At 62.3% G+C, this 26,811-nt stretch carries 33 protein-coding genes; 13 read left to right on the top strand and 20 right to left on the bottom strand.

Annotation, left to right across the window (positions count from 1 at the left end):
* Window positions 1–62: 62 nt before the first annotated feature.
* The 7 genes from argS to murI form a co-directional block, all read right to left on the bottom strand.
* The gene (gene argS / locus RSE12_12150; GenBank protein WRH61141.1) at window positions 63–1,808 is read right to left on the bottom strand and encodes an arginine--tRNA ligase; all 1,746 of its coding nucleotides are present in this window, start codon (window positions 1,806–1,808) and stop codon (window positions 63–65) included.
* Between the two features lie 82 nt (window positions 1,809–1,890).
* Window positions 1,891–2,271 (bottom strand): 3TM-type holin, encoded by a 381-nt coding sequence (locus tag RSE12_12145; protein ID WRH61140.1) that lies wholly within the window; start codon window positions 2,269–2,271, stop codon window positions 1,891–1,893.
* The gene (locus tag RSE12_12140; GenBank protein WRH61139.1) at window positions 2,262–2,726 is read right to left on the bottom strand and encodes a hypothetical protein; all 465 of its coding nucleotides are present in this window, start codon (window positions 2,724–2,726) and stop codon (window positions 2,262–2,264) included. The genes RSE12_12145 and RSE12_12140 overlap by 10 nt, the downstream gene beginning before the upstream one ends.
* A 74-nt stretch (window positions 2,727–2,800) precedes the next feature.
* Window positions 2,801–3,253, bottom strand: a complete 453-nt coding sequence (gene ccmE, locus RSE12_12135) for a cytochrome c maturation protein CcmE (GenBank protein ID WRH64811.1) — start codon at window positions 3,251–3,253, stop codon at window positions 2,801–2,803.
* A gap of 18 nt (window positions 3,254–3,271) precedes the next feature.
* A complete protein-coding gene (gene argC / locus RSE12_12130; GenBank protein WRH61138.1) occupies window positions 3,272–4,300 on the bottom strand; it encodes an N-acetyl-gamma-glutamyl-phosphate reductase in 1,029 nt (342 codons plus the stop codon).
* A gap of 188 nt (window positions 4,301–4,488) precedes the next feature.
* A complete protein-coding gene (locus tag RSE12_12125; GenBank protein ID WRH61137.1) occupies window positions 4,489–4,743 on the bottom strand; it encodes a BrnA antitoxin family protein in 255 nt (84 codons plus the stop codon).
* A 312-nt stretch (window positions 4,744–5,055) separates the two neighbouring features.
* The gene (murI, locus tag RSE12_12120; GenBank protein WRH61136.1) at window positions 5,056–5,868 is read right to left on the bottom strand and encodes a glutamate racemase; all 813 of its coding nucleotides are present in this window, start codon (window positions 5,866–5,868) and stop codon (window positions 5,056–5,058) included.
* 202 nt (window positions 5,869–6,070) lie between these two features.
* Here murI and RSE12_12115 point away from each other — a divergent pair, with 202 nt between their 5' ends.
* A complete protein-coding gene (locus RSE12_12115) occupies window positions 6,071–6,964 on the top strand; it encodes a LysR family transcriptional regulator (protein ID WRH61135.1) in 894 nt (297 codons plus the stop codon).
* Between the two features lie 260 nt (window positions 6,965–7,224).
* Here the strand turns inward: RSE12_12115 and RSE12_12110 are convergent, their stop codons facing one another.
* Genes RSE12_12110 through RSE12_12100 form a run of 3 tightly spaced genes read right to left on the bottom strand, consistent with a single transcriptional unit; the run spans window position 7,225 to window position 9,247 of the window.
* On the bottom strand, window positions 7,225–8,460 hold the full coding sequence (locus RSE12_12110) for a sigma-70 family RNA polymerase sigma factor (protein WRH61134.1): 1,236 nt from the start codon (window positions 8,458–8,460) through the stop codon (window positions 7,225–7,227).
* A gap of 4 nt (window positions 8,461–8,464) precedes the next feature.
* Window positions 8,465–8,827: a YciI family protein gene (locus tag RSE12_12105; GenBank protein WRH61133.1), complete on the bottom strand. Its 363-nt coding sequence runs from the start codon at window positions 8,825–8,827 to the stop codon at window positions 8,465–8,467.
* A gap of 27 nt (window positions 8,828–8,854) precedes the next feature.
* Window positions 8,855–9,247, bottom strand: coding sequence for an MAPEG family protein (locus RSE12_12100; protein WRH61132.1), 393 nt, complete (start codon window positions 9,245–9,247; stop codon window positions 8,855–8,857).
* Window positions 9,248–9,433: 186 nt separating this feature from the next.
* On the opposite strand from RSE12_12100, the gene purL reads away from it, so the two are divergent.
* The 5 genes from purL to grxD are packed head-to-tail and all read left to right on the top strand — an operon-like array spanning window position 9,434 to window position 13,200.
* Window positions 9,434–11,587, top strand: coding sequence for a phosphoribosylformylglycinamidine synthase subunit PurL (purL, locus tag RSE12_12095; protein ID WRH61131.1), 2,154 nt, complete (start codon window positions 9,434–9,436; stop codon window positions 11,585–11,587).
* Entirely contained in the window at window positions 11,587–12,051 is a 465-nt protein-coding gene (locus RSE12_12090; protein WRH61130.1) for a GNAT family protein, read from the top strand. The genes purL and RSE12_12090 overlap by 1 nt, the downstream gene beginning before the upstream one ends.
* Window positions 12,048–12,554 (top strand): GNAT family protein, encoded by a 507-nt coding sequence (locus tag RSE12_12085; GenBank protein ID WRH61129.1) that lies wholly within the window; start codon window positions 12,048–12,050, stop codon window positions 12,552–12,554. The genes RSE12_12090 and RSE12_12085 overlap by 4 nt, the downstream gene beginning before the upstream one ends.
* Window positions 12,555–12,590: 36 nt before the next feature.
* Window positions 12,591–12,827: a BolA/IbaG family iron-sulfur metabolism protein gene (locus RSE12_12080; GenBank protein ID WRH61128.1), complete on the top strand. Its 237-nt coding sequence runs from the start codon at window positions 12,591–12,593 to the stop codon at window positions 12,825–12,827.
* 13 nt (window positions 12,828–12,840) lie between these two features.
* Entirely contained in the window at window positions 12,841–13,200 is a 360-nt protein-coding gene (gene grxD / locus RSE12_12075) for a Grx4 family monothiol glutaredoxin (protein ID WRH61127.1), read from the top strand.
* A 51-nt stretch (window positions 13,201–13,251) separates the two neighbouring features.
* Here grxD and RSE12_12070 read toward each other — a convergent pair whose 3' ends face one another.
* The 5 genes from RSE12_12070 to RSE12_12050 all read right to left on the bottom strand — a co-directional run bounded on the left by RSE12_12070 (window position 13,252) and on the right by RSE12_12050 (window position 15,085).
* Window positions 13,252–13,551 carry a CcdB family protein gene (locus RSE12_12070; protein WRH61126.1) on the bottom strand — a complete coding sequence of 100 codons (300 nt, stop codon included), beginning with the start codon at window positions 13,549–13,551 and terminating at the stop codon, window positions 13,252–13,254.
* Window positions 13,551–13,778: a type II toxin-antitoxin system CcdA family antitoxin gene (locus tag RSE12_12065; protein ID WRH61125.1), complete on the bottom strand. Its 228-nt coding sequence runs from the start codon at window positions 13,776–13,778 to the stop codon at window positions 13,551–13,553. Before RSE12_12065 ends, RSE12_12070 begins: the two co-directional genes overlap by 1 nt.
* A 71-nt stretch (window positions 13,779–13,849) precedes the next feature.
* Window positions 13,850–14,182, bottom strand: coding sequence for an MliC family protein (locus RSE12_12060; protein ID WRH61124.1), 333 nt, complete (start codon window positions 14,180–14,182; stop codon window positions 13,850–13,852).
* The gene (locus tag RSE12_12055) at window positions 14,179–14,547 is read right to left on the bottom strand and encodes a cell division protein ZapA (GenBank protein WRH61123.1); all 369 of its coding nucleotides are present in this window, start codon (window positions 14,545–14,547) and stop codon (window positions 14,179–14,181) included. The genes RSE12_12060 and RSE12_12055 overlap by 4 nt, the downstream gene beginning before the upstream one ends.
* Complete coding sequence (locus RSE12_12050; protein WRH61122.1) at window positions 14,540–15,085, bottom strand: hypothetical protein; 546 nt, start codon at window positions 15,083–15,085, stop codon at window positions 14,540–14,542. The genes RSE12_12055 and RSE12_12050 overlap by 8 nt, the downstream gene beginning before the upstream one ends.
* Window positions 15,086–15,312: 227 nt before the next feature.
* Between RSE12_12050 and tkt the strand changes: the two genes are divergently transcribed.
* Window positions 15,313–17,328 carry a transketolase gene (tkt, locus tag RSE12_12045; protein WRH64810.1) on the top strand — a complete coding sequence of 672 codons (2,016 nt, stop codon included), beginning with the start codon at window positions 15,313–15,315 and terminating at the stop codon, window positions 17,326–17,328.
* Window positions 17,329–17,332: 4 nt separating this feature from the next.
* Here tkt and RSE12_12040 read toward each other — a convergent pair whose 3' ends face one another.
* On the bottom strand, window positions 17,333–17,707 hold the full coding sequence (locus RSE12_12040) for a DoxX family membrane protein (GenBank protein ID WRH61121.1): 375 nt from the start codon (window positions 17,705–17,707) through the stop codon (window positions 17,333–17,335).
* Window positions 17,704–18,675: a DUF808 domain-containing protein gene (locus tag RSE12_12035; GenBank protein ID WRH61120.1), complete on the bottom strand. Its 972-nt coding sequence runs from the start codon at window positions 18,673–18,675 to the stop codon at window positions 17,704–17,706. Before RSE12_12035 ends, RSE12_12040 begins: the two co-directional genes overlap by 4 nt.
* 195 nt (window positions 18,676–18,870) lie before the next feature.
* Between RSE12_12035 and gap (RSE12_12030) the strand changes: the two genes are divergently transcribed.
* The 5 genes from gap (RSE12_12030) to RSE12_12010 all read left to right on the top strand — a co-directional run bounded on the left by gap (RSE12_12030) (window position 18,871) and on the right by RSE12_12010 (window position 24,071).
* Window positions 18,871–19,875 (top strand): type I glyceraldehyde-3-phosphate dehydrogenase, encoded by a 1,005-nt coding sequence (gene gap / locus RSE12_12030; protein WRH61119.1) that lies wholly within the window; start codon window positions 18,871–18,873, stop codon window positions 19,873–19,875.
* A gap of 12 nt (window positions 19,876–19,887) precedes the next feature.
* Window positions 19,888–20,031: a hypothetical protein gene (locus RSE12_12025; GenBank protein ID WRH61118.1), complete on the top strand. Its 144-nt coding sequence runs from the start codon at window positions 19,888–19,890 to the stop codon at window positions 20,029–20,031.
* 97 nt (window positions 20,032–20,128) lie between these two features.
* A complete protein-coding gene (gap, locus tag RSE12_12020) occupies window positions 20,129–21,130 on the top strand; it encodes a type I glyceraldehyde-3-phosphate dehydrogenase (protein WRH61117.1) in 1,002 nt (333 codons plus the stop codon).
* Window positions 21,131–21,220: 90 nt separating this feature from the next.
* The gene (locus tag RSE12_12015) at window positions 21,221–23,785 is read left to right on the top strand and encodes a cation:proton antiporter (GenBank protein ID WRH61116.1); all 2,565 of its coding nucleotides are present in this window, start codon (window positions 21,221–21,223) and stop codon (window positions 23,783–23,785) included.
* 124 nt (window positions 23,786–23,909) lie between these two features.
* Window positions 23,910–24,071 carry a hypothetical protein gene (locus RSE12_12010; protein ID WRH61115.1) on the top strand — a complete coding sequence of 54 codons (162 nt, stop codon included), beginning with the start codon at window positions 23,910–23,912 and terminating at the stop codon, window positions 24,069–24,071.
* Window positions 24,072–24,127: 56 nt separating this feature from the next.
* Here RSE12_12010 and coaD read toward each other — a convergent pair whose 3' ends face one another.
* Window positions 24,128–24,619, bottom strand: coding sequence for a pantetheine-phosphate adenylyltransferase (gene coaD / locus RSE12_12005; protein ID WRH61114.1), 492 nt, complete (start codon window positions 24,617–24,619; stop codon window positions 24,128–24,130).
* Window positions 24,620–24,707: 88 nt separating this feature from the next.
* Window positions 24,708–25,142, bottom strand: a complete 435-nt coding sequence (locus tag RSE12_12000) for a CBS domain-containing protein (protein WRH61113.1) — start codon at window positions 25,140–25,142, stop codon at window positions 24,708–24,710.
* Window positions 25,143–25,272: 130 nt separating this feature from the next.
* Here RSE12_12000 and RSE12_11995 point away from each other — a divergent pair, with 130 nt between their 5' ends.
* The gene (locus RSE12_11995; GenBank protein ID WRH61112.1) at window positions 25,273–25,866 is read left to right on the top strand and encodes a hypothetical protein; all 594 of its coding nucleotides are present in this window, start codon (window positions 25,273–25,275) and stop codon (window positions 25,864–25,866) included.
* On the opposite strand, the gene RSE12_11990 is transcribed toward RSE12_11995, so the two are convergent.
* Window positions 25,863–26,759: a LysR family transcriptional regulator gene (locus RSE12_11990; protein WRH61111.1), complete on the bottom strand. Its 897-nt coding sequence runs from the start codon at window positions 26,757–26,759 to the stop codon at window positions 25,863–25,865. The genes RSE12_11995 and RSE12_11990 overlap by 4 nt on opposite strands.
* Window positions 26,760–26,811: the final 52 nt, after the last annotated feature.

Genomic DNA, 26,811 nt, shown 5'->3' with positions numbered 1-26,811 from the left:
CGCGATGCGATACGTGCCGCATCCGCTTTGTTCGCCTGCTCGACCGGACGGGACGCTGTTGATCAGCGCATTTCCTCGACCGGAGTAACACCCAAGATACCAAGACCAGAGCAAATGACAACGGAAACGCTGCGCGCGAGGGCAATTTTCGCCTGAGACGTGGCCGGATCGCCGTCTTGGATGAAGCGAAGGCTGCCGTCATCATTGCCGCGGTTCCAGAGGCCGTGGAAATCGGAGGCAAGTTCATAAAGGTAAAAGGCAACGCGATGCGGTTCATTGTTCCGCGAGGCGATTTCCACCAGACGTGGCCATTCGGCGATCTTGCGCGCCATCGCCAATTCGGCCTCATGCGTCAGGATCGACAGATCGGCAGACAAAAGGGCGGCATCCGACACATCCAACCCGGCATCGCGCGCCTTGCGCAGGACCGAATTGATCCGTGCATTGGCGTACTGCACGTAAAATACCGGGTTGTCCTTGGACTGTTCCAGCACCTTGTCGAAATCGAAATCCAACGCGGCATCGTTCTTGCGCGTGAGCATGACAAAACGGGTGACATCGGCCCCCGCCTGTTCCACCACATCGCGCAGCGTGACGAAGGTGCCTGCCCGTTTTGACATCTTGAACGGTTCGCCGTTCTTATAGAGCTTCACCAGTTGGATCAGCTTGATATCCAGCGGCACCCGGCCGTTCGACAGGGCCGAAACCGCCGCCTTCATGCGTTTGACATAGCCGCCGTGATCGGCGCCGAAAATGTCGATCAGAGCATCAAACCCGCGCCGCACCTTGTTGTAGTGATAAGCGATGTCGGGGGCGAAATAGGTCCAGCTGCCATCGGATTTTTTCACCGGGCGGTCAACATCATCGCCATGGGCAGTGGAGCGGAACAGAGTCTGAACGCGGGGTTCCCAATCATCGGGTTCCTTGCCCTTTGGGGGTTCCAGCGTGCCCTCGTAAATCAGGCCCATGCTTCGCAGGGTATCAATCGCGGCCTCGATCTCGCCCGTGCCGTAGAGCGCCTTTTCCGATGAATACACGTCCATCTCAACGCCCAAGACTTTGAGATCGTTACGTATCTCTGCCATCATCAGGTCAGCTGCGAAATCCCGGACGTCGTTGAGCCAGACGGATTCCGGCTGATCCAGCAGGGTGGTGCCGTACTTCGCCTTTAGCGCCTCGCCCACCGGAATGAGGTAATCGCCAGGATAGAGCCCTTCGCGGATTTCGGGTTCCAGTCCGTTCGCCTCGCGGTAGCGTTCATAGGCCGACCGCGCCAGAACATCGACCTGCGCGCCGCCGTCGTTAATGTAATATTCACGCGTCACGTCCCAGCCGGTAAAGGCCAGCAGCCGCGCCAGCGCATCCCCGAAAACCGCGCCACGGACATGGCCCACATGCATGGGGCCGGTCGGGTTGGCCGAGACGAACTCGACATTCACCCGCAGCCCCTGCCCCAGTTTGGAGCGGCCATAATCGACGCCTTGCGTCAGCGCCGCGCGCAACAGGGTATGCCAGACCGCCGGATCAAGGCGAAAGTTCAGAAATCCCGGACCGGCCACGTCCGCCCCGGCAATGCGCGGGTCCTGCATCAGGCGCGACGCCAGTGCCTCGGCAATCACACGCGGTTGCAGGCCAGATGGTTTGGCCAGCACCATGGCGGCATTGGTGGCCATGTCGCCATGGGCGGCGTCGCGCGGCGGTTCCACCGCAACAGCGGCAAAATCGAGACCGGCGGGAAGCGTGCCCTGCGCGGCCAGATCGGTGAGCGCCGCGATGACAAGCTCCCGGATATCCGAGAAGAGGTTCATTTGATCACATTCCTGTCTGCTTGCCTGTGGCAATGCCAGAGGCTTTCTGACAGGTCAAGGATCGCCCTTCAGGGATACACTTTCAGGCAGGCGGTTCCTGCGGTGGGTTTTCGGGCAGAGGCGCCCCTGCGCCGGTCGTGCGGTGGCGGAGGTGGTGCGCCTCGCGCGCACCGAAATGGGTTGCGATGACCGCCCCCAACAGCCACCACAGTTCTGCTGGAGCAGCCTTGAGCGCGGCCATGCGCTGCGCGAACCCCGCCGGATCAATCATCGCAAAGACGAACATCGCGATGGCCCCAAAGGCCAGCGCCGGGCGCGGAAGGCGGTTGGCGGCATCTATGAGCCGGTCATAGCGCCCGCCGCCCGCAAGGGTGGTTCCTGGTGATTGCAGGATTCCCGAAAGGACAGACCGGAGTTCGGGGGAGGAGATGGCGCTGTCCAGCGCCTTGCCGATCAGACCCATAGCGAAAGCCTTTTGCGATGATCTTCAAGGGAAAGGTGTTTTTCGGCGGGAAGAAAGGTCTCTGCTTCCATGATGCGGATGCCCTTTGTGCCGTTGGGGCCTGCCACGAAACAGCGTCTTTCCTTGGCGACGTAAGCAAAGTCATAGGCCCTGTCGCGGCGATCGCGGGCGCAGGCATAAAGCAGCAGCACCCCCAGACTTTCCACGGCGCGGCGGGCCGCCCGCAGGGTAACCGGGCAGATGGCGCCGGATCGCGGACACTCTTCGCCCTTTTCGTTCAGCACACGTTGCAGGGCAATGATCGCGTGCCGACCGGCCAGAAGGTAGTGATCAAAGACGAAGGGTTGGAGCAACTCCGGCAAGGCCTGAATGCCCGGTGCCCGAAATTGGCGGTCGAGCAGGGCTTCGGCCCCGTCACCCGCCGTGTCGCGGGCAATTTCTTCGACGGTCTTCATGCGGCCTCCTTGCGCTGTCATGCTGGCAGGAGGCTGGGCGTCAGCGGTTAACGCGGTGCTGTACCGCCGTGCGGTCAGCTGTCCGAGTCATCAGGATCGACGTAGACCCCTTGTTCCTTCAGCGCGTCGACCACTTCGGACGGCATGTAGGTTTCATCATGCTTTGCAAGGATTTCCGTAGCTTGGAACGTGCCATCCACCATTCGACCCGTGCCTACCATCCCCTGCCCTTCGGCAAACAGGTCAGGCAGGATGCCCGTATATGCGACGGGAACGGATTGATTCATGTCGGTCACGCGGAAGGTGACGGTTTCACCTTGCCCCCGGGTGATCGACCCTTCTTCGACCAGGCCGCCGATGCGGAACACCTCATCATTCTCTGGCGGCGCTTCGACCACTTGGGTGGGGGACCGGAAGAAGTTGATGCCGTCGCGCATGGCATAGCCGACCAGCGCCGTCGACAGGGCCAAGGCCACCACCGCAAGGGCGATGATCTGGATACGGCGTTGTTTTTTCAGCCCTTTCAGACCGGCCATGATCCCTCCTTACGGGAAGACGGGGGCAAGCAGCAGCCCTTGGGTTTCGGGCAGGCCCAGCATCAGGTTCGCGTTCTGGATGGCCTGTCCGGAAGAGCCCTTGGTCAGGTTGTCCAGCACGGCGATCACGGTGGTGTTGCCGGGAACCCGGTCACCGATGACGCCGATATGGCAGTAGTTGGACCCTGCGATATCGCGTGTCGAGGGGAGCGCGCCAAAAGGTAGCACCTTGAGGAAAGGCTCGGTTTCGTAGGCGGTTGCGAGGGTTTCGTGAACCTGTTTCGCATCGCCCTTCACATAGACCGTGGCGAGGATGCCGCGATTCATGGGCAGCAGGTGGGGCGTGAAGCGGATATGCACGGGGCGGCCAGCGATCAGGCTGAATTCCTGATCGAATTCGCCAAGGTGCCGGTGTTTGCCGCCTGCCGAATAGCTGTGGGTGCCGCCGGACAATTCGGCGTGAAGGAGGTTTTCCTTCAAGCTGCGCCCTGCGCCGCTGACCCCTGCTTTCAGGTCGATCAGGATATCGTCAAGATCAATGCAACCCTTTGAAATCAGGGGACGAAGGGCATACTGCCCGGTGGCTGCATTGCAGCCCGTTCCGGCGACCAAACGAGCGTTTGTGATGGCGTCGCGGTAGAACTCTGTCAGGCCATAGACGGCCTCTTTCTGCAGGTCGATGGCGGTGTGGGGTTGGCCGTACCATTTTTCGTATTCCGCCGGATCGCGCAGGCGGAAATCGGCGGAAAGGTCCACGATCTTGAGTGTCTTTGGCAGGGCCGACACCACCTGTTGTGTGGTGGCGTGGGGCAGCGCGCAGAAACACAGGTCGATCTGGGAAAAGTCGATCTCGTCGATCTTGACCAACCTTGGCAGGTCCAGATGGCGCAGGAAGGGGAACACGTCGGCCATGGCCATGCCAGCCTTACGATCAGCCGAAAGCGCCGCGATTTCAAGCCCTTGATGGGTGGCAAGCAGGCGGACAAGCTCGGCCCCCGTATAGCCCGACGCACCCAGAATGGCGACTTTCTTGGCCATGATGACCCCCTGTTTCCGATGCCGGAGTGATGCGGCAGGCCGGGGCGAAGGGCAAGGGTTTTTTGCCCGATCGGCCGTGCAGCGCGCGGTGCAGATGGCTGTGCAGACGGGCGTATGCACGCAGCGAACGCGGGTAGTGAAGGTTGTTAACGGTTTATTGTGGTTCCGGCGCGCGCGAAGCGGCCTTCCTAAAGGCCAAGCGCCCTCCGCAATGTGTCGTTGATGCGCCCCTGCCAGCCCGGCCCTGTGGCGCGGAAGGCGGCGAGGATGTCGGGGTCGAGGCGGAGGGTGGTGGAGACCTTTTTCACATCGGCCTTTGGGCGGCCACGCGTGACCTTTGCCCGGTCAAACCGGGCGGCCCATTCGGGGGTGGAGAGGTCGGGAAGATCATCATCCGGCATGGTGTCGGAGGGTTGGGCCGCAGCGGGCGATTTCGCAGTCATTGGCTTTTCTCATGCTGAGGATGCGGTATGTTTCACCGCGAGGGGTTTAGGCGATAACCACCATGCGCGTGTTCAGCAGACCGATGGTGATTAAGCGAGGCTCGCCGTAATCGAACCGATCATCTTCAACCGTCATCGCCGGGCCGCAAAGCACGCTACCTGCATCGGCAAGATCCAGAACGCGCCCCGCAAGGGTTTCGTCAGGCTTTGCCGGATCATAGCTGATCTGCTTTTTTGTTACTACAAAAAATAACGCGCATTACAGAGAATGCGGCACGTATCGTTAAGGATGAGTTAAGGAAGGCGGTGGCTTCACGCCGCCTCGAACGTGATCTTCCGCCGCAAGAACTGCGTCGCCTTGTTTGATACCGTCTGCGGATCGCCGGTGGTGAGGAACTTGGACACAGTCCCCGCTCCCAGAAACGCGGGCCGACGGGTCAGGTAATCGGCAAGCGACTCGGCCACGAGGTTGGCTTGGGAATAGACCTTGACCCCCTGCCCCAGCGCATCTTGGAAGGTTTTTTCCATCAGCGGGTAATGGGTGCAGCCGAGGATGGCGGCTTCGGGGGCGGGCATGCGGCGCTTGAGCGCCTCGACATGGCTGCGGACCAGCGCCTCGGCCAGCATTTCATCGCCCTGTTCGATGGCATCGACGACACCGCCGCAGGGTTGGGCTTCGACATCCACGCCGATGGCGCGGTAGGCCAGTTCGCGCTGAAACGCGCGCGAGGCGACGGTGGCGGGGGTGGCGAAGAGGGCCACGTGTTTGACAGCCACCTCACGCGGGGGGGAGTTGTCGCCCCATTGGCGTTCGGTCAACGCCTCGATGAGCGGAACGAAGACGCCGAGGACGCGCTTGTTCGCGGGAACCCACGTTTCCTGCATCCGTTTCAGCGCGGCGGCCGAGGCGGTGTTGCAGGCGAGGATGACAAGATCGCACCCTTCCTGCCAGAGCCGTTCGGTGGCGGCGCAGGTCAGGCGGAAGATATCGTCATGGTCGCGCACACCATAGGGGGCATGGGCATTGTCACCCAGATAGACAAAGGGCACGTCCGGCAGGCGGCGCGTGACCGCATCCAGAACCGTCAGCCCGCCAAGCCCCGAATCGAAGATGCCCACTGCCATGCCCTGCCCCTTTCGCGGTTTGCGCGCCTTTTGCACCGGGTTCGCCCGGTTGGTGCAAGCATAGGCGGGATGGTGGCGGCGGGAAAGGGCAAGCGCGGGGTGTGGCAAAATCGGAGCCATGCGTTCTTTACATGGCAGCTATACTTCTTATGTGGGGGCTTCCGTGGTAGAATGCCGCGATTTTTAAAGGTGAGTGATGCAGATGGATTGGGACAAGCTGCGGATTTTTCATGCGGTGGCAGACAAGGGCAGCCTGACCCATGCGGGCGATGTGCTGCACCTGAGCCAATCCGCCGTCAGCCGCCAGATCAGGGCGCTGGAAGAAAGTTTGAACGTCACGCTGTTCCACCGCCATGCGCGGGGGTTGATCCTGACGGAACAGGGCGAGTTGCTGTTCGATGCGACGACACAGATGGTCAAGCGGTTGGACGCCACCGCCGCCCGAATTCGTGATAGCGAGGACGAGGTTTTCGGCGAGTTGCGGGTGACGACGACAGTTGGCTTTGGGACGTTGTGGCTGGCCCCGCGTCTAACGGCGCTGTACCAGAAGTATCCCGAACTGAAGATCGACCTGATGCTGGAAGAGCGGGTGCTGGACCTGCCCATGCGTGAGGCCGATGTGGCGATCCGGATGAAGGAACCAAGCCAGGCCGATCTGATCCGCAAGCGGCTGATGCAGATCCGGATGCGGCTCTATGCAACGCCGGAATATTTGGCGCAGCATGGCACCCCGCAGACGATGGCGGATTTCCATTCGCATCGGTTGATCTGCCAGCATGCCGGAACGGCGCAGGTCGCGGCGGGGGCGTCGCTGGTGCAGCAGTTGATGAGCAATGACATTCCGTCGACGCTGACGGTGAACAACTATTTCGGGGTGTTGCAGGGGGTGCTGAACCATATCGGCATCGGCGTGCTGCCCGACTATATCACCGAGGATTCGCCGGATCTGGTGCGGGTGTTGCCGGATGTGGAAAGCGGAGAGGTGCCGGTGTTTCTGGCCTATCCCGAAGAGTTGCGCCATTCCAAGCGGGTGGCAGCATTCCGCGAGTTCGTGAGCGAGGAAATCTTCAAGTATCGCAAGCGCGAACAGGGCTGACGTAGGGTTTTCCGGCGCCCCATTCGTCAATGTGGGGAAACGTTTCCACAGCCTGCCGATAAGCCATGCATCTTCTGCATAGCGGCCATGCTGCATCTGCGGCATTCCTGCCCTTGCACGATGCCAAGCGCCCGCCTATTTGCATTGGCGAGGCAGCGATTGAGATCTTCTCTTGCTGTCTCATACCTCCCTGTTGGACTTGGGCCGAGCTTCTGCTCGGCCTTTTTTTTGGTTTTCGGGGGATTTTCTGGAACTGCCCATCAGATGGGCTGCTGATCGCGCCTTTTGGCGAGGAAAGCGGCATCGGCGGCAGAGGGCGCAAGGGCGATGGCGCGGTCATAGGCGGTGCGGGCGGCGGCCCCCTGCCCCGCGCGTGCCAGAAGATCAGCCTGCGCGGCATGGAAGGGTTGATAGTCGTCGAGGACCGGGGCGAGGTCTGCCAGCTCTGCCAAAGCGGTGGAGAGATCGCCCGCCTCGGCCAATGCGACTGCACGGTTCAGGCGGATGACGGAGGTGGGTTCGAAATCCAGCAGCCGGGTAAAGAGTGCCACGATCTGCGGCCAGTCGGGGGCGGGATCGGCCATGTGGCAGGCGGCGATGGCGGCCTTGATCTGGTAGGGGCCGGGGTTCCGGCGGGCCATGGCGCGGTTGATGAGGGCGAGGCCTTCGTCGATTGATAGGCGGTCCCAGAGGCTGCGGTCCTGTTCGGTTAGCGGAATGGTGATGCCATCCTCGCCAAGGCGGGCCGCGGCGCGGGACTGCGTCAGCAGCAGGAGAGCGAGGCAGCCTTCGATTTCCGGATCGTCCGGGCGCAACTGTGCCAGAAGGCGCGTCAGGAAGATTGCCTCGGCACAAAGATCGCGGTCGGACTGCGCCTCGGCCTGCGGGCCGATGGAATAGCCAGCGTTGTAGATGAGATAGACCACTGCCAGCACGGATTGAAGACGGTCGGGCCAATCCTCGGGGGACGGTACGGCATAGGGGATGCCGGCGGCGGCGATCTTGGCCTTGGCGCGGGAAAGGCGCTGGCCCATCGTGGGTTCGGCATCAAGGAAGGCGCGGGCGATTTCGGGGGTGGTCAGACCGGCGATGCTGCGCAGGGTCAGGGCCACGCGGGATTTTGGATCCAGTGCCGGGTGGCAGCAGGTGAAGATCAGGCGCAGGCGATCATCGGGGATGTCGTCGGCGGTGTGCTCGGCGGCTTCTTCCATGGCCAGATGGGTGAGGTCTGCGGTTTTGCGGGAATCGCGCTGGGCAGAGCGGAGGCGGTCAATCGCCTTGCGCAGGGCCACGCGCAGCAGCCAGCCCTGGGGTGAGGCGGGGATGCCCGCCCGGCTCCAATGGGTGAGGGCAGAGAGCGCAGCTTCTTGCAGGGCATCTTCGGCAAGCTGAAAATCGCGCAGACGGGCAATGAGGGCAGCGAGAAGCCGCCCCCGATCCTGCCGCAAGAGCGCCTCGACGGCGCGGGTGACGGCAATGGCATCGGAGGCGGTCATTCGGTCATTCCCCGGCGGGGTTGTAGTCCATCAGGGGGCGAACCTCGACCGTGCCGAAGCTGGCCGACGGGACCATGGCCGCGTATTTCAGCGCGGCGTCAAGGTCCGGGACATCGACGATGTAATAGCCGCCGAGATGTTCCTTCGTTGTGGCAAAGGGGCCATCCATGGTTTCCACCTTGCCGCCGCGCAGGCGGAGCGAAGTGGCGCTTTCCACGCTCTTGAGGGCTTCGCCGCCGCGCATGGTGCCGTCGGCTTTCATCACCTCGTTCAGCTTGAAAAAGCCCGCCATCATTTCGGTGAATTCAGGGGTGCCATAGGCGGGTTCGAGGGCGGGGTCGCTGTAGATCAGAAGCATGTATTGCATGATGTTTGTCCTTGGGTTTGCAGAATGTCAGAAGCCGAGGCGGGCCATGGCGATGAGCACGCCGAGGATCACGAAGGAGAGCAGGTTCAGAGAGTTGCCTGCGATCCGTAGTGGATGGGCGGGATTACCGGCCTTCAGGCCCAGCGGATGCAGGATGCGCCCCAGCACGAGAAGGCCACCAGCGCAGTGCAGTGCGATGGAGTTTGCAGCGGAGGCTTCGGCCAGGGCCAGAAGCACCAAGCCAAAGGGCACCCATTCGACGAAGTTGCCATGCTGGCGGATGCGTTCATGCAGAACGGTATCACCCGCATCGCCGATGGAGGCCTTGAGGTCGGTCCGCCGCGCCGAGACGCGGAAGAACAGGACGAGGAAAATCAAGATCAGGGGAAGTGCGTAAAGGGAAGTTGTCGGAAAGGTCATTCTGGGTTCCTTAAGCGTTTTGGGTTTTCGTGACCCAAGGACGCCTGCAGTTTGCCGATTTCGACAAAGCCGGGAAAAAAATTTGCAGTTGGCCTGAAAAAAGATTCTGCCCGTGGCAACGGGTCTTTCGGAACGGCCTGCCTTGGCCTATGACGCGAGCCAAGCCGCGCCCATGGGAGAATGCCCTTGTCCGAACCCGCCATCACCCCCGATCTTGTTGCAGCCCACGGATTGAAGCCGGATGAATATGACCGGCTGCTCGGGATCATCGGGCGCGAACCGACCTATACGGAACTGGGCATCTTCAGCGCGATGTGGAACGAGCATTGTTCCTATAAATCGTCCAAGAAGTGGCTGCGCACCCTGCCGACCACCGGGCCGCAGGTGATTTGCGGACCCGGCGAGAATGCGGGCGTGGTCGATATCGGCGACGGTCAGGCGGTGATCTTCAAGATGGAGAGCCACAACCACCCGTCCTATATCGAACCACATCAGGGTGCGGCCACCGGCGTGGGCGGCATTCTGCGCGACGTGTTCACCATGGGTGCGCGGCCCATCGCGGCCATGAACGCGCTGTCCTTTGGCCTGCCATCGCATCCCAAGGCCAGCCATCTGGTAAAGGGCGTGGTTGAAGGGATCGGGGCCTATGGCAATGCCTTTGGCGTGCCGACTGTGGGCGGCGAGGTGCGGTTTCACGCATCCTACAACGGCAACTGCCTGGTGAACGCCTTTGCCGCCGGTTTGGCCGATGCGGACAAGATTTTCTATTCGGTCGCCAGCGGCGTGGGGATGCCCGTTGTGTATCTGGGCGCCAAGACCGGGCGCGATGGGGTGGGCGGGGCCACGATGGCCAGTGCCGAGTTTGACGACACGATCGAGGAAAAGCGCCCCACTGTGCAGGTGGGTGACCCGTTCACCGAAAAGCGGCTGCTGGAGGCCTGTCTGGAGTTGATGGCATCGGGTGCCGTGATTTCCATTCAGGACATGGGCGCGGCGGGGCTGACCTGTTCGGCGGTTGAGATGGGCGACAAAGGCGGCTTGGGCATCAAGCTGCAACTGGATGACGTGCCGCAGCGCGAAACGAACATGACCGCCTATGAGATGATGCTGTCGGAATCCCAAGAGCGGATGCTGATGGTGCTGAAGCCCGAGATGGAGGCCGAAGCGCGGGCGATTTTCGTAAAATGGGATCTGGATTTCGCCATCGTGGGCGAGACGATCCCCGAGGATCGCTTCCTGATCCTGCACGGCAATGAAGTGAAGGCTGATCTGCCGCTGTCAAAGCTGTCTTCCAGTGCGCCAGAATATGATCGGCCTTGGATTGAGACGCCGAAGGCGGCTCCGCTGGGCGATGTGCCCGCGATTGCGCCGCTGGCGGGCCTGAGGGCGCTGATCGGATCACCGTCCTATGCCCATAAGGCCTGGGTCTGGGAGCAGTATGACAGCCAGGTTGGCGCAGATACGGTGGTGACACCGGGCCTGCCTGCGGGCGTGGTTCGGGTGCATGGCACGGGCAAGGCGCTGGCCTTCACCAGCGATGTGACCCCGCGCTATGTGAAGGCCAACCCGTTCGAGGGGGGCAAGCAGGCGGTGGCCGAGGCCTATCGCAACCTGTGTGCTGTGGGCGCGAAGCCGCTGGCTACGACCGACAACCTGAACTTCGGCAACCCGGAAAAGCCCGAGATCATGGGGCAGTTCGTGGGCGCCATCAAAGGGATCGGCGCAGCGGTGGCGGCGCTGGATATGCCCATCGTTTCGGGCAACGTGTCGCTTTACAACGAAACCGACGGCAAGGGCATTCTACCCACCCCCACAATCGGCGCGGTGGGGATTCTGGCATCACTGGATGAGGTGATTGCGGGGCGGCCGGTTGCGGGGGATGCGGCGGTGCTGATCGGGGCAGCGGGCGCACATCTGGGCCAATCGGCTGTGCTGGCCGAAATGTTCGGGATCGAGGCGGGCGATGCGCCGACGGTCGATCTGGCCGCGGAAAAGCGGCATGGCGAGTTTGTGCGAGCCAATCGCGTGGCAATCCGGGCCTGTTCGGACCTTGGCGATGGCGGGCTGGCGCTGGCAGCGTTCGAGATGGCCGAAGGGGCGGGCTTGGGCGTGGTGCTGGACAGCGGCGATACGGGCGTTTTGTTCGGTGAGGATCAGGCGCGCTATCTGGTGGCGACGGACAAGGCCGATGCCCTGATCGCGGCGGGCAAGGCGGCCGGGGTTCCCGTGGCTGTGGTCGGCAAGTTCGGTGGCGATGCGGTGGCGTTTGGCGGTGAGGCGGCATCCATCGCAGAGTTGTCAGCGCTATACCGTTCAGCTTTTGCCAAGGCGGTTGCCTGATGTTGCGGCCGGCGACCGAGGGGGAAATCCCGGCGGTCGCTGCGCTGATTGCGGCCTATCCGATGCAGTTGCTGGCGCAATCCGAAGGCTGGCTGCGTGAGATTGCCGCCGAGGATGGCGGGGCGGTGCTGATCTGGGATCGGGGTGGGATCGACGGGGTGGCGGTGCTGGAATGGGCCTATCCGGGGGTCGTGTACCTGATGAACCTGGGGCTGGCGCAGCCCGGGCGGGGCGAAGGTCAGGCGTTACTTTTTGCCGTGCAGGCGCATGTCTTTGGGACCATGGGCGCGCATCGGATGTATTGTGACATCGCCTTTGACAATGCCCCTGCCCTGACCGCCTTTGCCAAGGCGGGCTTTGTGATGGAGGGCACCATGCGGGAATGTTGGGACCGGGGGGCGGGGATCTGGGTGGATTGCCACGCCTTCGGGATGCTGGCGCGGGAATGGCGGGCGCGCGCATGAGCCTGCGCCCTGCCCTGCCCGACGATTTTGCCTTTATCCGCGCGCTGGCGCAGAGGCCGGATTACGCAATCTACATCACCGATGAGGATGAGGGGCGGCTGGCGTTTTATGCGTCGGATGCACGGCATCGGCTGCTGATCTGGGAACAAGACGGCGCGCGGGCGGGCTATGCGCTGTTTGCCGAGGTGGGCGAGCCTTCGGGCGCGGTGGAGTTGCGGCGGCTGGCGTTGGATGTGGCGGGCGGCGGTCGCGGGTTGGGGTTCGTGCGGGCGCTGACGGAGTATGGGTTTGCCGAGCTGGGCGCACAGCGGGTCTGGCTGGATGCGAGCGGCGAGAATCTGCGGGCGCAGACTGTCTATGCGCGCGCCGGGTATCAATTGGAGGGGCGGTTGCGGCAGCACTGGTATCGCCCGATGCTGGGACGAACCGTTGACCTGATGCTTTATGGTATTCTGCGCGATGAATGGATCGCCGCGCGGGGCCTTGCAGCCCCTGCCCTCTAGGCATACATCTTTTCCTGACAGACCGAGGACCGACCCATGCCGATTTCCGCACGCGATATCGAAAACCTGATCCGGGAAAGCTTTCCGGCGGCCAAGATCACGGTTGAGGGGGATGACGGGCAGCATTTTTCGGCCGAGGTGATTGATGCCAGTTTCAAAGGCATGAACCGGGTACAGCAGCAGCGGGCAGTCTATGCCGCGCTGAAGGGTAAGATGGATGGTGCGCATGGAGAGCTTCATGCGCTGGCGCTGACGACCAAGGCGCCGGATTGAAAGGAAGATGAGCATGAGCGCGCAGGACCAGATCCGCGAGACGGTTGAGAAGAACGACGTGGTGCTGTTCATGAAAGGCACCAAGATGATGCCGCAATGCGGGTTTTCGTCCCGTGTGGCGGGGGTGCTGAATTACATGGGCGTGGAATTTGCCGATGTGAACGTGCTGGCCGATGCCGAAATCCGGCAGGGCATCAAGGATTTCAGCGATTGGCCGACGATCCCGCAGCTTTATGTGAAGGGCGAGTTCGTGGGCGGTTGCGATATCGTGACCGAGATGACGCTGTCGGGCGAATTGGACGCGTTGTTCGAGGCGAAGGGCGTGACCTTTGACAAGGACGCCGCCAACAAAATCCGCGAGGCGAATGGCTGATTGAAGCCCCCATCGCGACGGATGGCCCGCCCCTGGCGGGCTTTTTCGTTTTCAGGCCCCTGTGAGAATTAAATCAAACGCACGAATGATGCGGTCGCGTTCATGCGAGAGGTTGGCGACGAAAGTCCCGAGTTCTGACAGCGTCAAGGTTGCAAGGATATGGGGGGCGATGCGCAACCGGACGTCTCCGGTAGAGAGAAGCGGGGAAAGCGCGGCAAATGCGGGAGTTGTCGCCTGTTCCGGCAGGGCGAGACAAACGGCACGGGTGTTGAGTGCGTCCAGCAGATCGGACTGCAGAATGATGACATAGTCGCCATCCGCCATCCGATAGAGATCAAACTGCCGGGACATCAGAACTTGCGAAACTTTGCGAGGGGCACCCCGTTTTCCTCGATCCACTTGTTGTAGGCGGAGATGTCTGCGGCGTTGTCCTCTTTCCAACGGCGGGCGCGCTCTGCGCGGACCTGGGCGAGGATGCCCTCTTCGGCCGCGCGTGACAGGTTAACACCCAGGGCGCGCGCTTCATCCAGAAGGGCAGCGTCGAGGGTCATGGAGGTGGCGCGGCGGGTAACGGGCATGACAGGCTCCGGTTTGATGGCCGCCAGAACATACCGCAAAACATACCGTATAAGAAGCGGTAGGTTGCGCCCTATGCCGGTGTGCAACCGGTAAGAATGGCGGTTTCGGTCCCTGCCTCGCCGTCTTTCCAGTAGAGCGTCGCTTCGTCCCCCTTGGTCCACCAGACGTAGTTGGACCCGTCTGAAGGCCAGCCATAGCGCGCGCCAGAGGCGGCGGGTTCATTGTACAGAAGGAACTGACCGCCTTCGACGTAGATGACCGCAAGCGATGTATCGGGCGTTGTGACATAGACCACAGGCACCGCGACACCACGGTCACAGACATAGGTCATGTTCTGCACCTCGGTTTCAGCGAAAGCAGGCGCAGTGGTCACGCAAAGGATAGCGATGGCGCGCAGCGTCAAGACGGCCTGCGCGCATCATCCAGCCGGTCGGCCAGAGCTTCGGCCCGTGCAGCGATTTCAGCCAGCGTTTCGGTGACTTGCGGCGGGATGACCGGCACTTCGACACGGGTTTCGGGGCGCGCTTCAAGATCGGCAAGACGGGCTTTCAGACCCCGGATCTCATCCTCGACAGCGGCGGTCTTGTCGGCCAGCATTAGACCAGCCATCAGGAGCATCTTGGCCTCGGGCAGGCGGCCCATCTGGGAAATGAGGGGCTGCGCCTCGGCATCGAGCATGGCGGCGGCAGCGCGCAGGAAATGCTCTTCGCCCTCCTGACAGGCGACGGGGAAGGCGCGGCCGCCGATGGTGATTGTCAGTTCAGGCATCGAGGCGCTCTTCCTTGATCAGGGGGGTAAGTTCGGTGAGGATTTCGTCCATCTCGGCCACTTCGGACAGGCGGGTAACGCGGATCGCTTCAAGTTCGGCCATCATGGCGCGGTTGATCTGTTCGGGATCAGCAAGGTTTGCCGTCTGCGCCCGGCGCAGGCCGCGCAGGTTTTCACGCAATTGCACCACCGTCTTGCGCATGCGATGGATTTCAAGGCCCTGCACATCAAGCTGCGCGGTCATTTTTTCGATCCGGGCTTCCAGTTCGGCACGGTCTGCGTCGGGTGCAGGCGCGGGTTCTGTGTCGAGTGCCGGTTCGGCCTGCGCCTCCAGCTGTTCGCGCAAAGCGGCGACGGTGTGGCGTTCGGCGGAAAGGGCCTGTTCAAGCTGCTGTATACGATCGGCATCGGCAGCATGATCTTCCACGGGGGGGGCGGAAGCGGGCGCGCTGGCCGCAGAGGTAAGCGTTTCAATCCCCTCGCCGATGCGGTGCAGTGCGGCGGCGATGCGGCGTTCCAGCTCGGCCATATCCTGCATTGAAATGCCTTTCTGTCCTGGCGTTCGTTTCTTGTCGTTACGGTGCCCGATCCTGCGCCAAATCCCGCAACCGAATCAACACACCGTGGCCTGACATGCAGTGTAGCGCAAGAATGTGGCGCTTCTCACCCCTTTGCACCCAAGGGGTTGCGCGGATTGCTTGATCTTGCCCATCGGACTGCTTAGAGCGAGGCCGCACCCCTTTTTGTTCAGACAGGACCATGGCCTTGGATATTCAGACGCTCCGCGCCCGCCACCCGGATCACTGGAAGCGCGCCTGCGCGATCCGCACCCTGACGCTTGATGCGGTTGCGGCCGCGAATTCGGGCCATTCGGGGATGCCCATGGGGATGGCCGATGTGGCAACGGTGCTGTTCGAGAAGCATCTGAATTTCGATCCCGCCGCGCCGCGCTGGCCGAACCGCGACCGGTTCATCCTGTCTGCAGGGCATGGGTCGATGCTGATCTATTCGCTGCTTTATCTGACCGGCTATGCCGACATGACGTTGGAGCAGATCAAGAATTTCCGCCAATGGGGCGCGATCACCGCGGGCCACCCGGAATATGGCCATGTGGCAGGTGTGGAAACGACGACCGGCCCGCTGGGGCAAGGTATTGCGAATGCCGTCGGCTTTGCGATGGCCGAGGAAAACCTGCGTGCGCGCTGGGGATCCAAGATCATGGATCACCATACCTATGTGATCGCGGGCGATGGCTGCCTGATGGAAGGGGTGAGCCAGGAGGCGATTGCCCTGGCAGGCAAGCAGGCCCTGTCGCGGCTGATCGTGCTGTGGGATGACAACGGCATCACCATCGACGGCAAGGTGTCCATCGCTGATGTGACGGACCAGAAGATGCGGTTTGCGGCATCGGGATGGAACGTGCTGTCCTGTGACGGGCATGACCCCGAGGATATCGATCGGGCTCTGGTGGAGGCAAAGGCATCGGACAAGCCCACGATGATCGCCTGCAAGACGCATATCGCGCTTGGCCATGCCGCGCAGGATACCTCCAAGGGACATGGCGCGCTGACTGATGCGGCACAGATGAAGGCCGCGAAAGAGGCCTATGGTTGGGACTATGCCCCGTTCGAGATTCCGGCGGATGTGAAAACGGCCTGGGAAGCAAAGGGCAAGCGCGGCGCTTCTGCCCATAAGGAATGGGCTGCGCGGCTGGCGGCACTGTCGGCAGCAAAGCAGGCGGAATTTGCGCGCATTTTTGCGGGCGAGGCCCCAGCGAAACTGGGCGCGGTGATCCGTGCGCTGAAGAAGCAGGCGGTGGAAGATGCGCCGAAATTGGCCACCCGCGCGGCATCGGAAAAGGTGCTGGGCGTGGTCAATCCGGTGATGACGGAAACCATGGGGGGATCGGCCGATCTGACCGGGTCGAACAACACCAAGACCGCCGATATGGGCGTGTTTACGCCCGAGGATCGCAAAGGGCGTTATGTCTATTACGGCATTCGCGAGCACGGGATGGCGGCGGCGATGAACGGGATGGCCTTGCATGGGGGCGTGCGGCCCTATGGTGGCACGTTCATGTGTTTCACCGACTATGCCCGCCCGTCGATGCGTCTTTCGGCGCTGATGGGGGTGCCTGTGGTATACGTCATGACGCATGACAGCATCGGTCTGGGCGAGGATGGCCCGACACACCAGCCGGTGGAACATCTGGCGATCAGCCGGGCGACGCCCAACACTTTGGTGATCCGGCCTGCCGATCTGGTGGAAACGGCCGAGGCCTGGGAAGTGGCACTGATGCAAACGGCTACGCCCACGGTGCTGGCCCTGTCGCGGCAGAACCTGCCGGCGGTGCGCAAGACCCATACGACGCAGAACCTTGTGTCCAAGGGGGCTTATGTGCTGGCCGAGGCGACAGGGAAGCGTCAGGTGATCCTGATGGCGACAGGGTCCGAAGTGGAGATCGCGCTGAAGGCGCGGGATGCGCTGGAGGCGGAGGGGATCGGCACACGGGTAGTGTCGATGCCGTCGATGGAGCTGTTCGCCCAACAGGACGTGGCCTATCGCAAGCGTATCCTGCCGGGTGGTCCCGTGCGGGTGGCCGTTGAGGCAGGCGTGCGGATGGGCTGGGACCGGTGGTTGCTGGGCGAGCGCGGCAAAGAGACGAAAGCCGGGTTTGTGGGCATGTCGTCCTTTGGCGCGTCGGCCCCGATTGACCGGCTTTACAAGGAGTTCGGGATCACGGCGGAGAACACCGTCGCCGTGGTGAAATCTCTGCTCTAACGCGCTAGCGGCGCAGGGTGTAACACCCTGCGCCATGCGCGGCGAGGATCAGGCAACCGCCTGCAATCGCCCAATTCTTGACGAAGATCGACATCTGCCACGGATCGGTGGGGATGAAGTGGAACAGGCTGGTCACCGCGCAATAGGCGGCCAGTAGCGTTGCTACAGGGCGAATTCGCCAACCTGCGATCAAGGCCAGTGCAGCCAGCAGATTGAAGACCAGCGCGGGCCAGACAAGCCATTCCGGCCAGCCACGCGCGGAAAGCAGGCTTTCCACCGCCAGCGGGTTGGCCGCCTTTTGCACGGTTCCGGCAAGAAACAGCGCGGCGATCAGGATGCGCCCGGCCAGCGTGGCCACATCACCAAAGCGATCGGTCATGCCTTGGCCTTGCCGGGGCGAAGCGCGGCGATCAGGGGGCCGATGATGCGGGTGGCGACCGGAATCAGCAGCACACCCAGAATCAGGCCGAAGATCCCGTCAAAAAAGGCGGTGACTGCCCAGGAAACCAGACCTTGCGCTTTGCCAATGGCCGCCGATGCTGCATCGGCGATGTGATGGATGGTTTCATAGGGCCAGACCCAAAGATGCGTCACCTCTAACCCATGCACGACGATGTTGCCGCCGACCCAGAGCATGGCGGCGGTGCCGACGACGGAAAGGAACGCCATCAGTTTCGGCATGGCCAGAACCAACCCGCGCCCAAGGGCGCGCCCTGCCCCGGTGCGGCCTGTGGCGGCCATGTGCAGGCCGACATCATCCATCTTCACGATCAGCGCGACGGCCCCATAGACGGCCACTGTAATCAGGATGCCCACCACCGCCAGCGTGATGGCCTGCATCCAGAAGCTGGGGCTTTCGATGGTGGCGAGTGCGATGGTCATGATTTCTGCTGACAGGATGAAGTCGGTCTTGATTGCGCCTGCGATCTTTTCTTCCTCAAGCCGGGTGGGATCTTTCGGATCGAAATCTTCCGCGACAGCGTGATCGGCATGGGGGGCGAAGGCGTGGACGACCTTCTCCGCGCCCTCAAAGCAGAGGTAGGCCCCGCCCAGCATCAGAAGCGGGGTAATGGCCTGCGGCAGGAAATGATCCAGCGCCAACAGGGCGGGCAAAAGGATGACCAGCTTGTTGCGGACCGACCCCAGCGCGATCCGCCAGATGATGGGAAGTTCGCGGTCCGCCTCAAACCCATGAACGTATTTGGGCGTGACAGCAGCATCGTCGATCACCACACCCGCCGCTTTGACCCCGGCCTTGGTGGCGGCTGCGGCAATGTCATCAACAGAGGCGGCTGCGACCTTGGCAATGGCGGCCACATCATCCAGCAGGGCGAGCAAACCACTCATGCAAATCTTCCTATTCCTATGTGCCATCGTCATAGCCCGGTTGGGCGATTTTGGCAAAGGCTGCGGGATGTTAGCGCAAACCTTAGATGTTTGCGTTAACACATTGTTTTCGCGCGTATTTTATCCTTTTCGCGTGTTTCCCATCGCGGTATGCCCGCTGCATCCCACGGTATGCAACAGGTTGGAGCGGCACAAATGACCATCACCATCGGCATCAACGGCTTTGGTCGCATCGGGCGCTGCACGCTGGCGCATATCGCGGAGAGCAACCGAAACGACGTGCAGGTGGTGGCGATCAATGCAACCGGGCCGATTGAGACGAATGCCCATCTGTTGAAGTACGATTCGGTTCATGGACGCTTTCCCGGCACGGTGAAGGTCAGCGGCGGGATGCTGGATCTGGGGCGCGGGCCGATCCGGGTGATGTCGACCTACAATCCGGACGAACTGGATTGGGACGGTGTGGATGTGGTGCTGGAATGCACCGGGAATTTCAACGAACGCGACAAGGCGGCCGTACATCTGGGGCGCGGGGCGCGGCGGGTGCTGGTGTCCGCCCCGGCCAAGCGGGCGGACAAGACGGTTGTGTACGGGGTGAACCACCGCAGCCTGACAGCGGATCATCTGGTGGTGTCGAACGGGTCTTGTACGACCAACTGCCTGGCACCTTTGGCGAAGGTGTTGAACGACGCCATCGGAATTGAATCGGGGATCATGACGACGATCCATTCCTATACGGGTGATCAGCCGACGCTGGACCGCCGCCATGCAGACCTGTATCGCGCGCGGTCGGCGGCGATGGCGATGATCCCCACCAGCACCGGCGCCGCCAAGGCGCTGGGCGAGGTGTTGCCAGAACTGGCCGGTCGGCTGGACGGAACGGCGATCCGGGTGCCAACACCCAATGTAAGCGCGGTGGACCTGACGTTTGTGGCAGGCAAATCGGTTAGCGTGGCCGATGTGAACGAACTCGTGCGCGAGGCGGCGGCGGGCTATATGGGAATGGTGCTGGCCTATGATCCGGAACCAAAGGTATCCATCGACTTCAATCACACGCCGTATTCGTCTATCTTTGCGCCGGACCAGACGAAGGTTGTGGGTGGGCGCACGGTGCGCGTGCTGGCATGGTATGACAACGAGTGGGGCTTCTCTTGCCGGATGGCCGATGTGGCCGGGGTGATGGGGCGGCTCCTCCACTGATCAGGAGGGGTCGTGACAGACCGTATCGCGCTTGTGCTTGGACTGTGCCTGATCGGGCTGATCGGGTTGGATATTGTCGCCAATGATGGCGAAGCGCTGCTGTTTCTGATGAGAAAATTCTTCGTCTTTATCGAATTCTTGGCATTCTGGCGCTGATCGGCGAGAGTCGGGTTGAATTGTTACAGTTTCTGCGGATGTTAGCGCTATCAAATGCAGCGGATTCGCTGCTTTACCCATCGTCGGAGGACATTCCATGACCGTCAAAGTCGCCATCAACGGATTCGGTCGGATCGGGCGAAACGTGCTGCGGGGGATCATCGAATCCGGCCGCACGGATATCGAGGTCGTGGCAATCAACGATCTGGGCCCGGTCGAGACGAACGCGCATCTGATGCGGTTCGATTCGGTGCACGGGCGGTTTCCTGGTGTGGTGACCACCGGCGATGACTGGATCGACGTGGGCCGTGGGCCGATGATGGTGACGGCGATCAAGAACCCGGCAGACCTGCCCTGGGGGCATGTCGACATCGTGATGGAATGCACGGGCATCTTCACCAGCAAGGAGAAGTGCCTGCCCCATCTGGAAAACGGCGCAAAGCGCGTGCTGATCAGCGCGCCGGGGGACGGGGCCGACAAGACCATCGTCTACGGCGTGAACCATCACACGTTGACCAAGGATGATCTGGTCGTGTCGAACGCGTCTTGCACCACCAACTGCCTGTCTCCGGTGGCGAAGGTGTTGAACGACGTGATCGGGATCGAGAAAGGGATGATGGCCACCATCCATTCCTACACCGGTGATCAGCCGACGTTGGATACGATGCACAAGGATCTGTATCGCGGTCGCGCGGCGGCCCTGTCGATGATCCCCACCAGCACCGGCGCGGCCAAGGCGGTGGGTCTGGTGTTGCCCGAGTTGAAGGGCAAGATGGACGGCTTTGCCATCCGCGTGCCGACGCCGAACGTTTCGGTGGTGGACCTGAAGTTCCTCGCCAAGCGCGCGACCAGCGTGGAAGAGATCAACGCCGCGATCAAGGCGGCCGCGGATGGGCCGATGAAGGGCATTCTTGGCTATACGCTGTTCAAGAATGTGTCGGCGGATTTCAACCACGACCCGCATTCGAGCATCTTCCACATGGATCAGACCAAGGTGATGGACGGGACGTTCTGTTCGATCCTGACCTGGTATGACAATGAGTGGGGATTTTCGAACCGCATGGCAGATACCGCCGTTGCGATGGGCAAGTTGATCTGAACCTTCCACAGTTTGGGCATGTTTCAGACCGGTCACGCATTGTGACCGGTCTTTGCTTTTGCAGGCGGTGAATTCGTTTATCTGTGCAGGATGGATCTTGTTGTCATCATTGCCATTCTGACAGGGCTGTTTCTGGCCATCGCGCTGGCCGAGCCGTTGGCGGCGCGGTTGCGGCTGCCGACGGCGGTGCTGCTGGCGGCGCTGGGGATGGCGATTGGTGGCGGGGCAGCGTGGTTCTGGCGGACCGATGTGACGGATGCGCTGAACCCGGTGGCGCTGGCGATCCTGAACCTGCCAATTTCATCGGATGTGTTCATCTATGTGCTGCTGCCGATCCTGCTGTTTCAGGTGTCGCTTACGCTGAACCTGCGGCGGTTGATGGATGACTGGGTGCCGGTTCTGACGCTGGCGGTGGTGGCGGTGATCGTGGCCACCGTGGTGATCGCGCTGGCCTTGCAACCGTTCAGCGGGTTGCCCCTGCTAGCCTGCCTGCTGCTGGGGGCCATCGTATCAACCACCGACCCATCGGCGGTGGTCAGCATCTTTCGCGCGACACCTGCGCCGCAACGATTGGCGCGGATTGTCGAAGGGGAAAGCCTGCTGAACGATGCGGCGGCGATTGCGCTGTTTTCGGTGTTTCTGGTTGCGATCCAGAGCGGCGATAGCGCGCCCGATCCGCTGACGGTGCTGCTGCAACTTCCCTGGATGATTTTTTCCGGCGCCGTAGTGGGGGGCGTGCTGGGCCGGTTGGCCGTGGCGGTGATGGGGGGAATGAACGCCTTTCCGTTGGCGCAGCTGTCGGTGAGTTTCGCCCTGCCCTTTGCCACCTTTCTGGTCACGGATCAGCTTTTGGCCGGGTCTGGCGTGGTGTCGGCAGTGGCGGCGGGGATGACAGTCAACCTGTTGGCGCCGGGGCGGGTGGCGCCCCCTGCCCTTACGCTGTTGCGCGATGCGTGGAACCTGTTGGCCTATTGGGCGGGCGGGTTGATCTTTGTGCTGGCGGCACTGCTGGTGCCAAGCGCGCTGGCCCAAGCGCGGGCGCATGATTTATTGCTGGTGGCGGTGGTGGTGGCGGCTGCCTTTGTGGCGCGGGCCATCGTGTTGTGGGGGATATTGCCGCTTTTGACCTTTGCCCGGCTGTCGCCGCGCGTGGAGCGGGCCTATCGCGTGGCGATCCTGTGGGGGGGCTTGCGCGGGGCGGTGACGCTGGCGCTGGCGCTGGCAGTGACGGAGAACGCTGCGATCCCGTTCGAGGTGAAGCGCCAGGTGGGCATCGTGGCGACCGGTTTCGTGCTGTTCACGCTGCTAGTGCAGGGCACCACCTTGCGGTTGCTGATTGCCAAGCTGCGGCTGGACAGGCTGTCGCCGCTGGACCGGGCGCTTTCTGAACAGGTGGTCGCCGTGGCGTTGCAAGATGTGCGCGAGACGGTGGCCGATACGGTGCGGCAACTAGACCTGACACCTGCAATCATCCGCGAAGAGGCCGTTCGCTTTGGCGAGCGGCTGAATCAGGCGGTGGAAAGCGCGGATGAGGCGACGGACATCCTGGACAAGGACCGGGTGACGCTGGGCATGGTGGCGATGGCCGGGCATGAGCGCGATCTGGTGCTGGATGCGTTTCGCGACGGGCTGATCTCGGCCCGGGTGGCGGAACGGATGCTGGCCGATGCTGACCGGCTGATCGAAGCGGCGCGTGTATCAGGGCGCAGCGCCTATCGCGCGCAGGCGCGGCGGGCGCTGGGGCGGGGGCGGCGTCTGGACCTTGCGGAATGGGCTTATACGCGGTTCCGGCTGAAGGCGGGGCTGCAGAACCTGATCGCGGACCGGTTCGAGTTGCTGGTCGGGCATCAACAGGCACTGCGGGCGCTTAGGCGGTTTGTAGAGCGGCGCATCCTGCGCATCCATGGGCGGCGGGTGGCATCGCTGCTGCAGGACCTGCTCCGTTCGCGCATCGAAGAGACAGGGCGCGAGTTGGAGGGGTTGCGCATCCAGTTTCCCGGCTATGCCGAAGAGGTGGAGCGGAGGTTGATCCGGCGGTTGGCCCTGCGGCAGGAGGAGCTGGAATATGACCAGTATACGCAGGACGGGCTGATCGGGCCGGAATTGCAGATGGCGCTGCAGCAGCGGATTAACGACCAACGGGCAAAGCTGGCCGCGCGCCCACGGCTTGATCTGCGGATGCAGCGGGTTGATATCGTACGCGGTTTCACACTGTTTGCCGGGCTGGATGAACCGACGTTGCAGCAACTCGTGCGGCGGCTGCGGACAGTTTATGCCAAGCCGGGCGATGTGCTGATCCGGCGGGAAGACCTGCCGGATCGGGTGTGGTTCGTGGCCTCGGGCGCGGTGGAGGCAGAGCTTGCTGATGGGCGGCACCTGTTGGGGCATGGTGAGATGTTCGGACATCTGTCCGTGCTGCAAAGGCGGCCGCGACGAGCGACGGTGCGGGCGATCAGCTATACGACACTGGTGACCTTGTCAGAGGCAGCGTTCCGCGAACTGATGCAGCAGGCACCGCAACTGGCCGCTGCGGTGAAGGCCAGCGCGGAAAAGCGCGGCGTTTCGGTGGATGGCAAGGCGCCCGGATCGGCAGAGGCGGCCCCTGCCCCACCATGGGTGACGCAGCTGAAGGAAGCCCTGCGTTTTCGTTCATAGCTATGCGCCCAATGCATGACGGCTTCCCCGGCATGGTGGTTGCTGCGGGTGCGAAACAGGCCCATCTATGTGGCACGCCGAAGGGACAACCGAAAAGCCCTTGGTGACATAAAGGAAAGAACAAATGAAACTGATCGAAACTCTGAAAGCTGCCGCCGCCAATCGGGCCGTTTACCGCAACACGCGTGACGAGATCGCCCGCATGCCGCGCGACGTGGCGCTGGATCTGGGGATCTTCCCGGAAGACGCCCATCATATCGCCTGGGCGGCCGTTTACGGCAAATAAGGAATTCAATCCGTGTCGAGCGGGGAAAAGGGGGCCGGATGGCCCCCTTTTTCGTTTCACCCGAAACGACGCGCCAGGGCCGCCTGCACCGGGGGAGTTACGAATTTCGACACATCCCCCCCAAGACGCGCGATTTCCTTGACCAGCTTCGACGCGATCGCCTGCCGGCGGGCATCAGCCATCATGAAGACCGTTTCGATGGAGGCATCCAGCGCGCGGTTCATGCCAACCATCTGAAATTCGTATTCAAAATCCGCCACGGCACGCAGACCGCGCACGATGACCGAAGCCCCCACATCGCGGGCGCAATCGATCAGCAGGTTTTCGAAGGGATGGACGACAATCTCACCCCCAGTCTTGGCCGTGATGGCGGAACATTCCGCCTCGACCATGGCCACACGCTCTTCGAGCGAGAAAAGGGGGCTTTTGTCCCGGTTGATTGCAACGCCGATCACCAGCCGGTCCACCAACGCCATCGCCCGCTGGATGATGTCGACATGGCCGAGCGTGATCGGGTCGAAAGTGCCCGGATAGAGGCCGATACGCATGGGTTCACTCCCCCGTTTATGCGGTGGCTGCACGCAACATTATTGCGCGGAATAGCGCAAGGTCCAAAGTGAACCGGCGGCGCTGTGATCAGAAGCCTTTGATCATGCCTTCGAGCGCGTCCTTTTCCATGGCCAGTTCCGTCAGGCGGGCCTTGACCACATCGCCGATGGAGATGAAGCCGACCATCTGGTTGCCATCCATCACGGGCATGTGGCGGAAACGACCGTCGGTCATCTTTTGCAGCACTTCATTGGCCTGTTCCTCGCGCCGGCAGCCGACGATGTTGGCGGTCATGATGCTGTCGACGGTATCCGCCATGCAGGTGATCCCACGCCGGCCGATTTCGCGCACGATGTCGCGTTCCGACACGATGCCTGCGACGCGCTTGCCATCGGGCGAGACGATGACCGCACCGATGCGGCGCGATGACAGGATTTCCGCTGTCTGGGCAACCGTTGTTCCCGGCACAACGGTGACCACACTGTCATCCGATTTGGACTTCAGGATTTGGCTGACAAGCATGGATTCCTCCCTCTCCATTCTTCGGCCCTCGATGCTGCGCCGGGCCGGGATTTCTGTCAACGATTGCATGAGGCTTTACAGATCAGGGGTTTGAAAGACATCCTTTGGCTGTCGAGCGGTGGAGTGGATCATGCGCCTGTCTGTGTTTGTAATGGCCGGTCTTCTGGCCTCGGCACTGCCTGCCAACGCGCAGGAGGTGACGGCCACCGCGCGGGTCTATGACCGGATCGCGGCCTTTGCATTGCCCGAGGGTTTTCTCGGTGCCTGTGAAAATGAGGAGGGCGGAAGCTATCTGCTGGAGTTCGTGCCCGAGGGCGAGAGCGTTGAAGGCTGGAGCGAGATGATCACGCTTTCAGGGGCGAAGGGGCTGGCGGCGCAGATGCCTGCCCCGCTGGACGTGGCGGCGGCAATTGGAGCCGGATTTCGCGAGAGTTGCCCCGAAAGCTATCGCGGATCGGATGAGGGCGCGCAGCAGGTGGCAGGCGGCGACGCGGCGCATCTGGTGCTGTTTTCCTGCGGTGCTGCGGGTGCAGAGACGGAAAGCGCGCTGATCCTTGTGGTTATATCCGGGGAGGATGTCTTTACCCTGCAATGGGCAGAGCGCGGGGCGACGGTGCCCCCCGATCCCGATATCTGGCTTCCCCGTTTTGAGACGGTCCTGTCGTTGCGGCTGTGCCCAGTGGTTGAGGGCGAGGAACCACCCTACCCTTCCTGCAATTCCTAGGCGCGGGTTGCCAGTGCTTCCAACCGGGCCACTTCGCGGCGCAGACCCTGCGCCAGCAGATCGGCAAAGCGGTTCAACCGTGCGACGCGGCCATCATCTGCGTGGCGGATCAGCCAGAAGCTGCGCGTCAGCGCGACCTGATCAGGAATAAGCCGGATAAGTTCCGGCGCGGCGGGAAGGGCGAAGTCATGCACCACCCCCACCCCTGCCCCGGCGCGCAGCCAGTTGAGCTGCACCGAGACGGAGTTTGAGGCCAGCGCCACGGTCCCTGCCCCAAGTTCCGACAAGTAATCGAGTTCCTTGTCGTGGATCATATCAGGGATGTAGCCGATGAGGCGGTGCCTGTTCAAATCGGCCTGCGTGACAAGCGGCGCAGAATGGGCCAGGTAATCGGGGTGGGCGGCAAGGTGCAGGCGGTAATCGGTCAGCTTCTGCACGGTCAACCGGCCCGCCGTTGGGCGGCTGACGGCGATGGCGAGGTCTGCCTCGCGTTTTGACAGGTTGAAGACGCGCGGCAGGGCGACGATCTGCACTTCTAGCCCCGGATTGGCGTCGCAGATGGCGGCCAGAACCTGTGGCAGCAGATAATTGGCGCAACCGTCCGGCGCACCGATGCGGATCTGGCCTGACAGCCCTTCTGGCCCCGACAACGCCTCGCGCGCGCCATGCAGCGCCGTCTCAGCCCGTTCGGCATGGGGCAGCAGGCGGGTTCCCTCCTCGGTCAGTGTATAGCCTTGGGGGGATTTGGCAAAGAGCCGGGCGCCCATCGACTCTTCCAACCGGGCGATGCGGCGGCCAACGGTTGCGGCGTCGATCTTCAGCCGCTTGCCCGCGCCCGACAGGCTTTCGCTGCGGGCAACGGCCAGAAAGATGCGAAGGTCATCCCAATCCATGTTTTGCAATCCTGCAAAGCGCTTTTGAAATCTTGCCCCTTTATGGCGCATT

Origin of the sequence: Fuscovulum sp. (assembly GCA_035192965.1) — a bacterium.
Lineage (GTDB): Bacteria > Pseudomonadota > Alphaproteobacteria > Rhodobacterales > Rhodobacteraceae > Paragemmobacter.
This window is presented reverse-complemented; position numbering and strand designations above follow the sequence as displayed.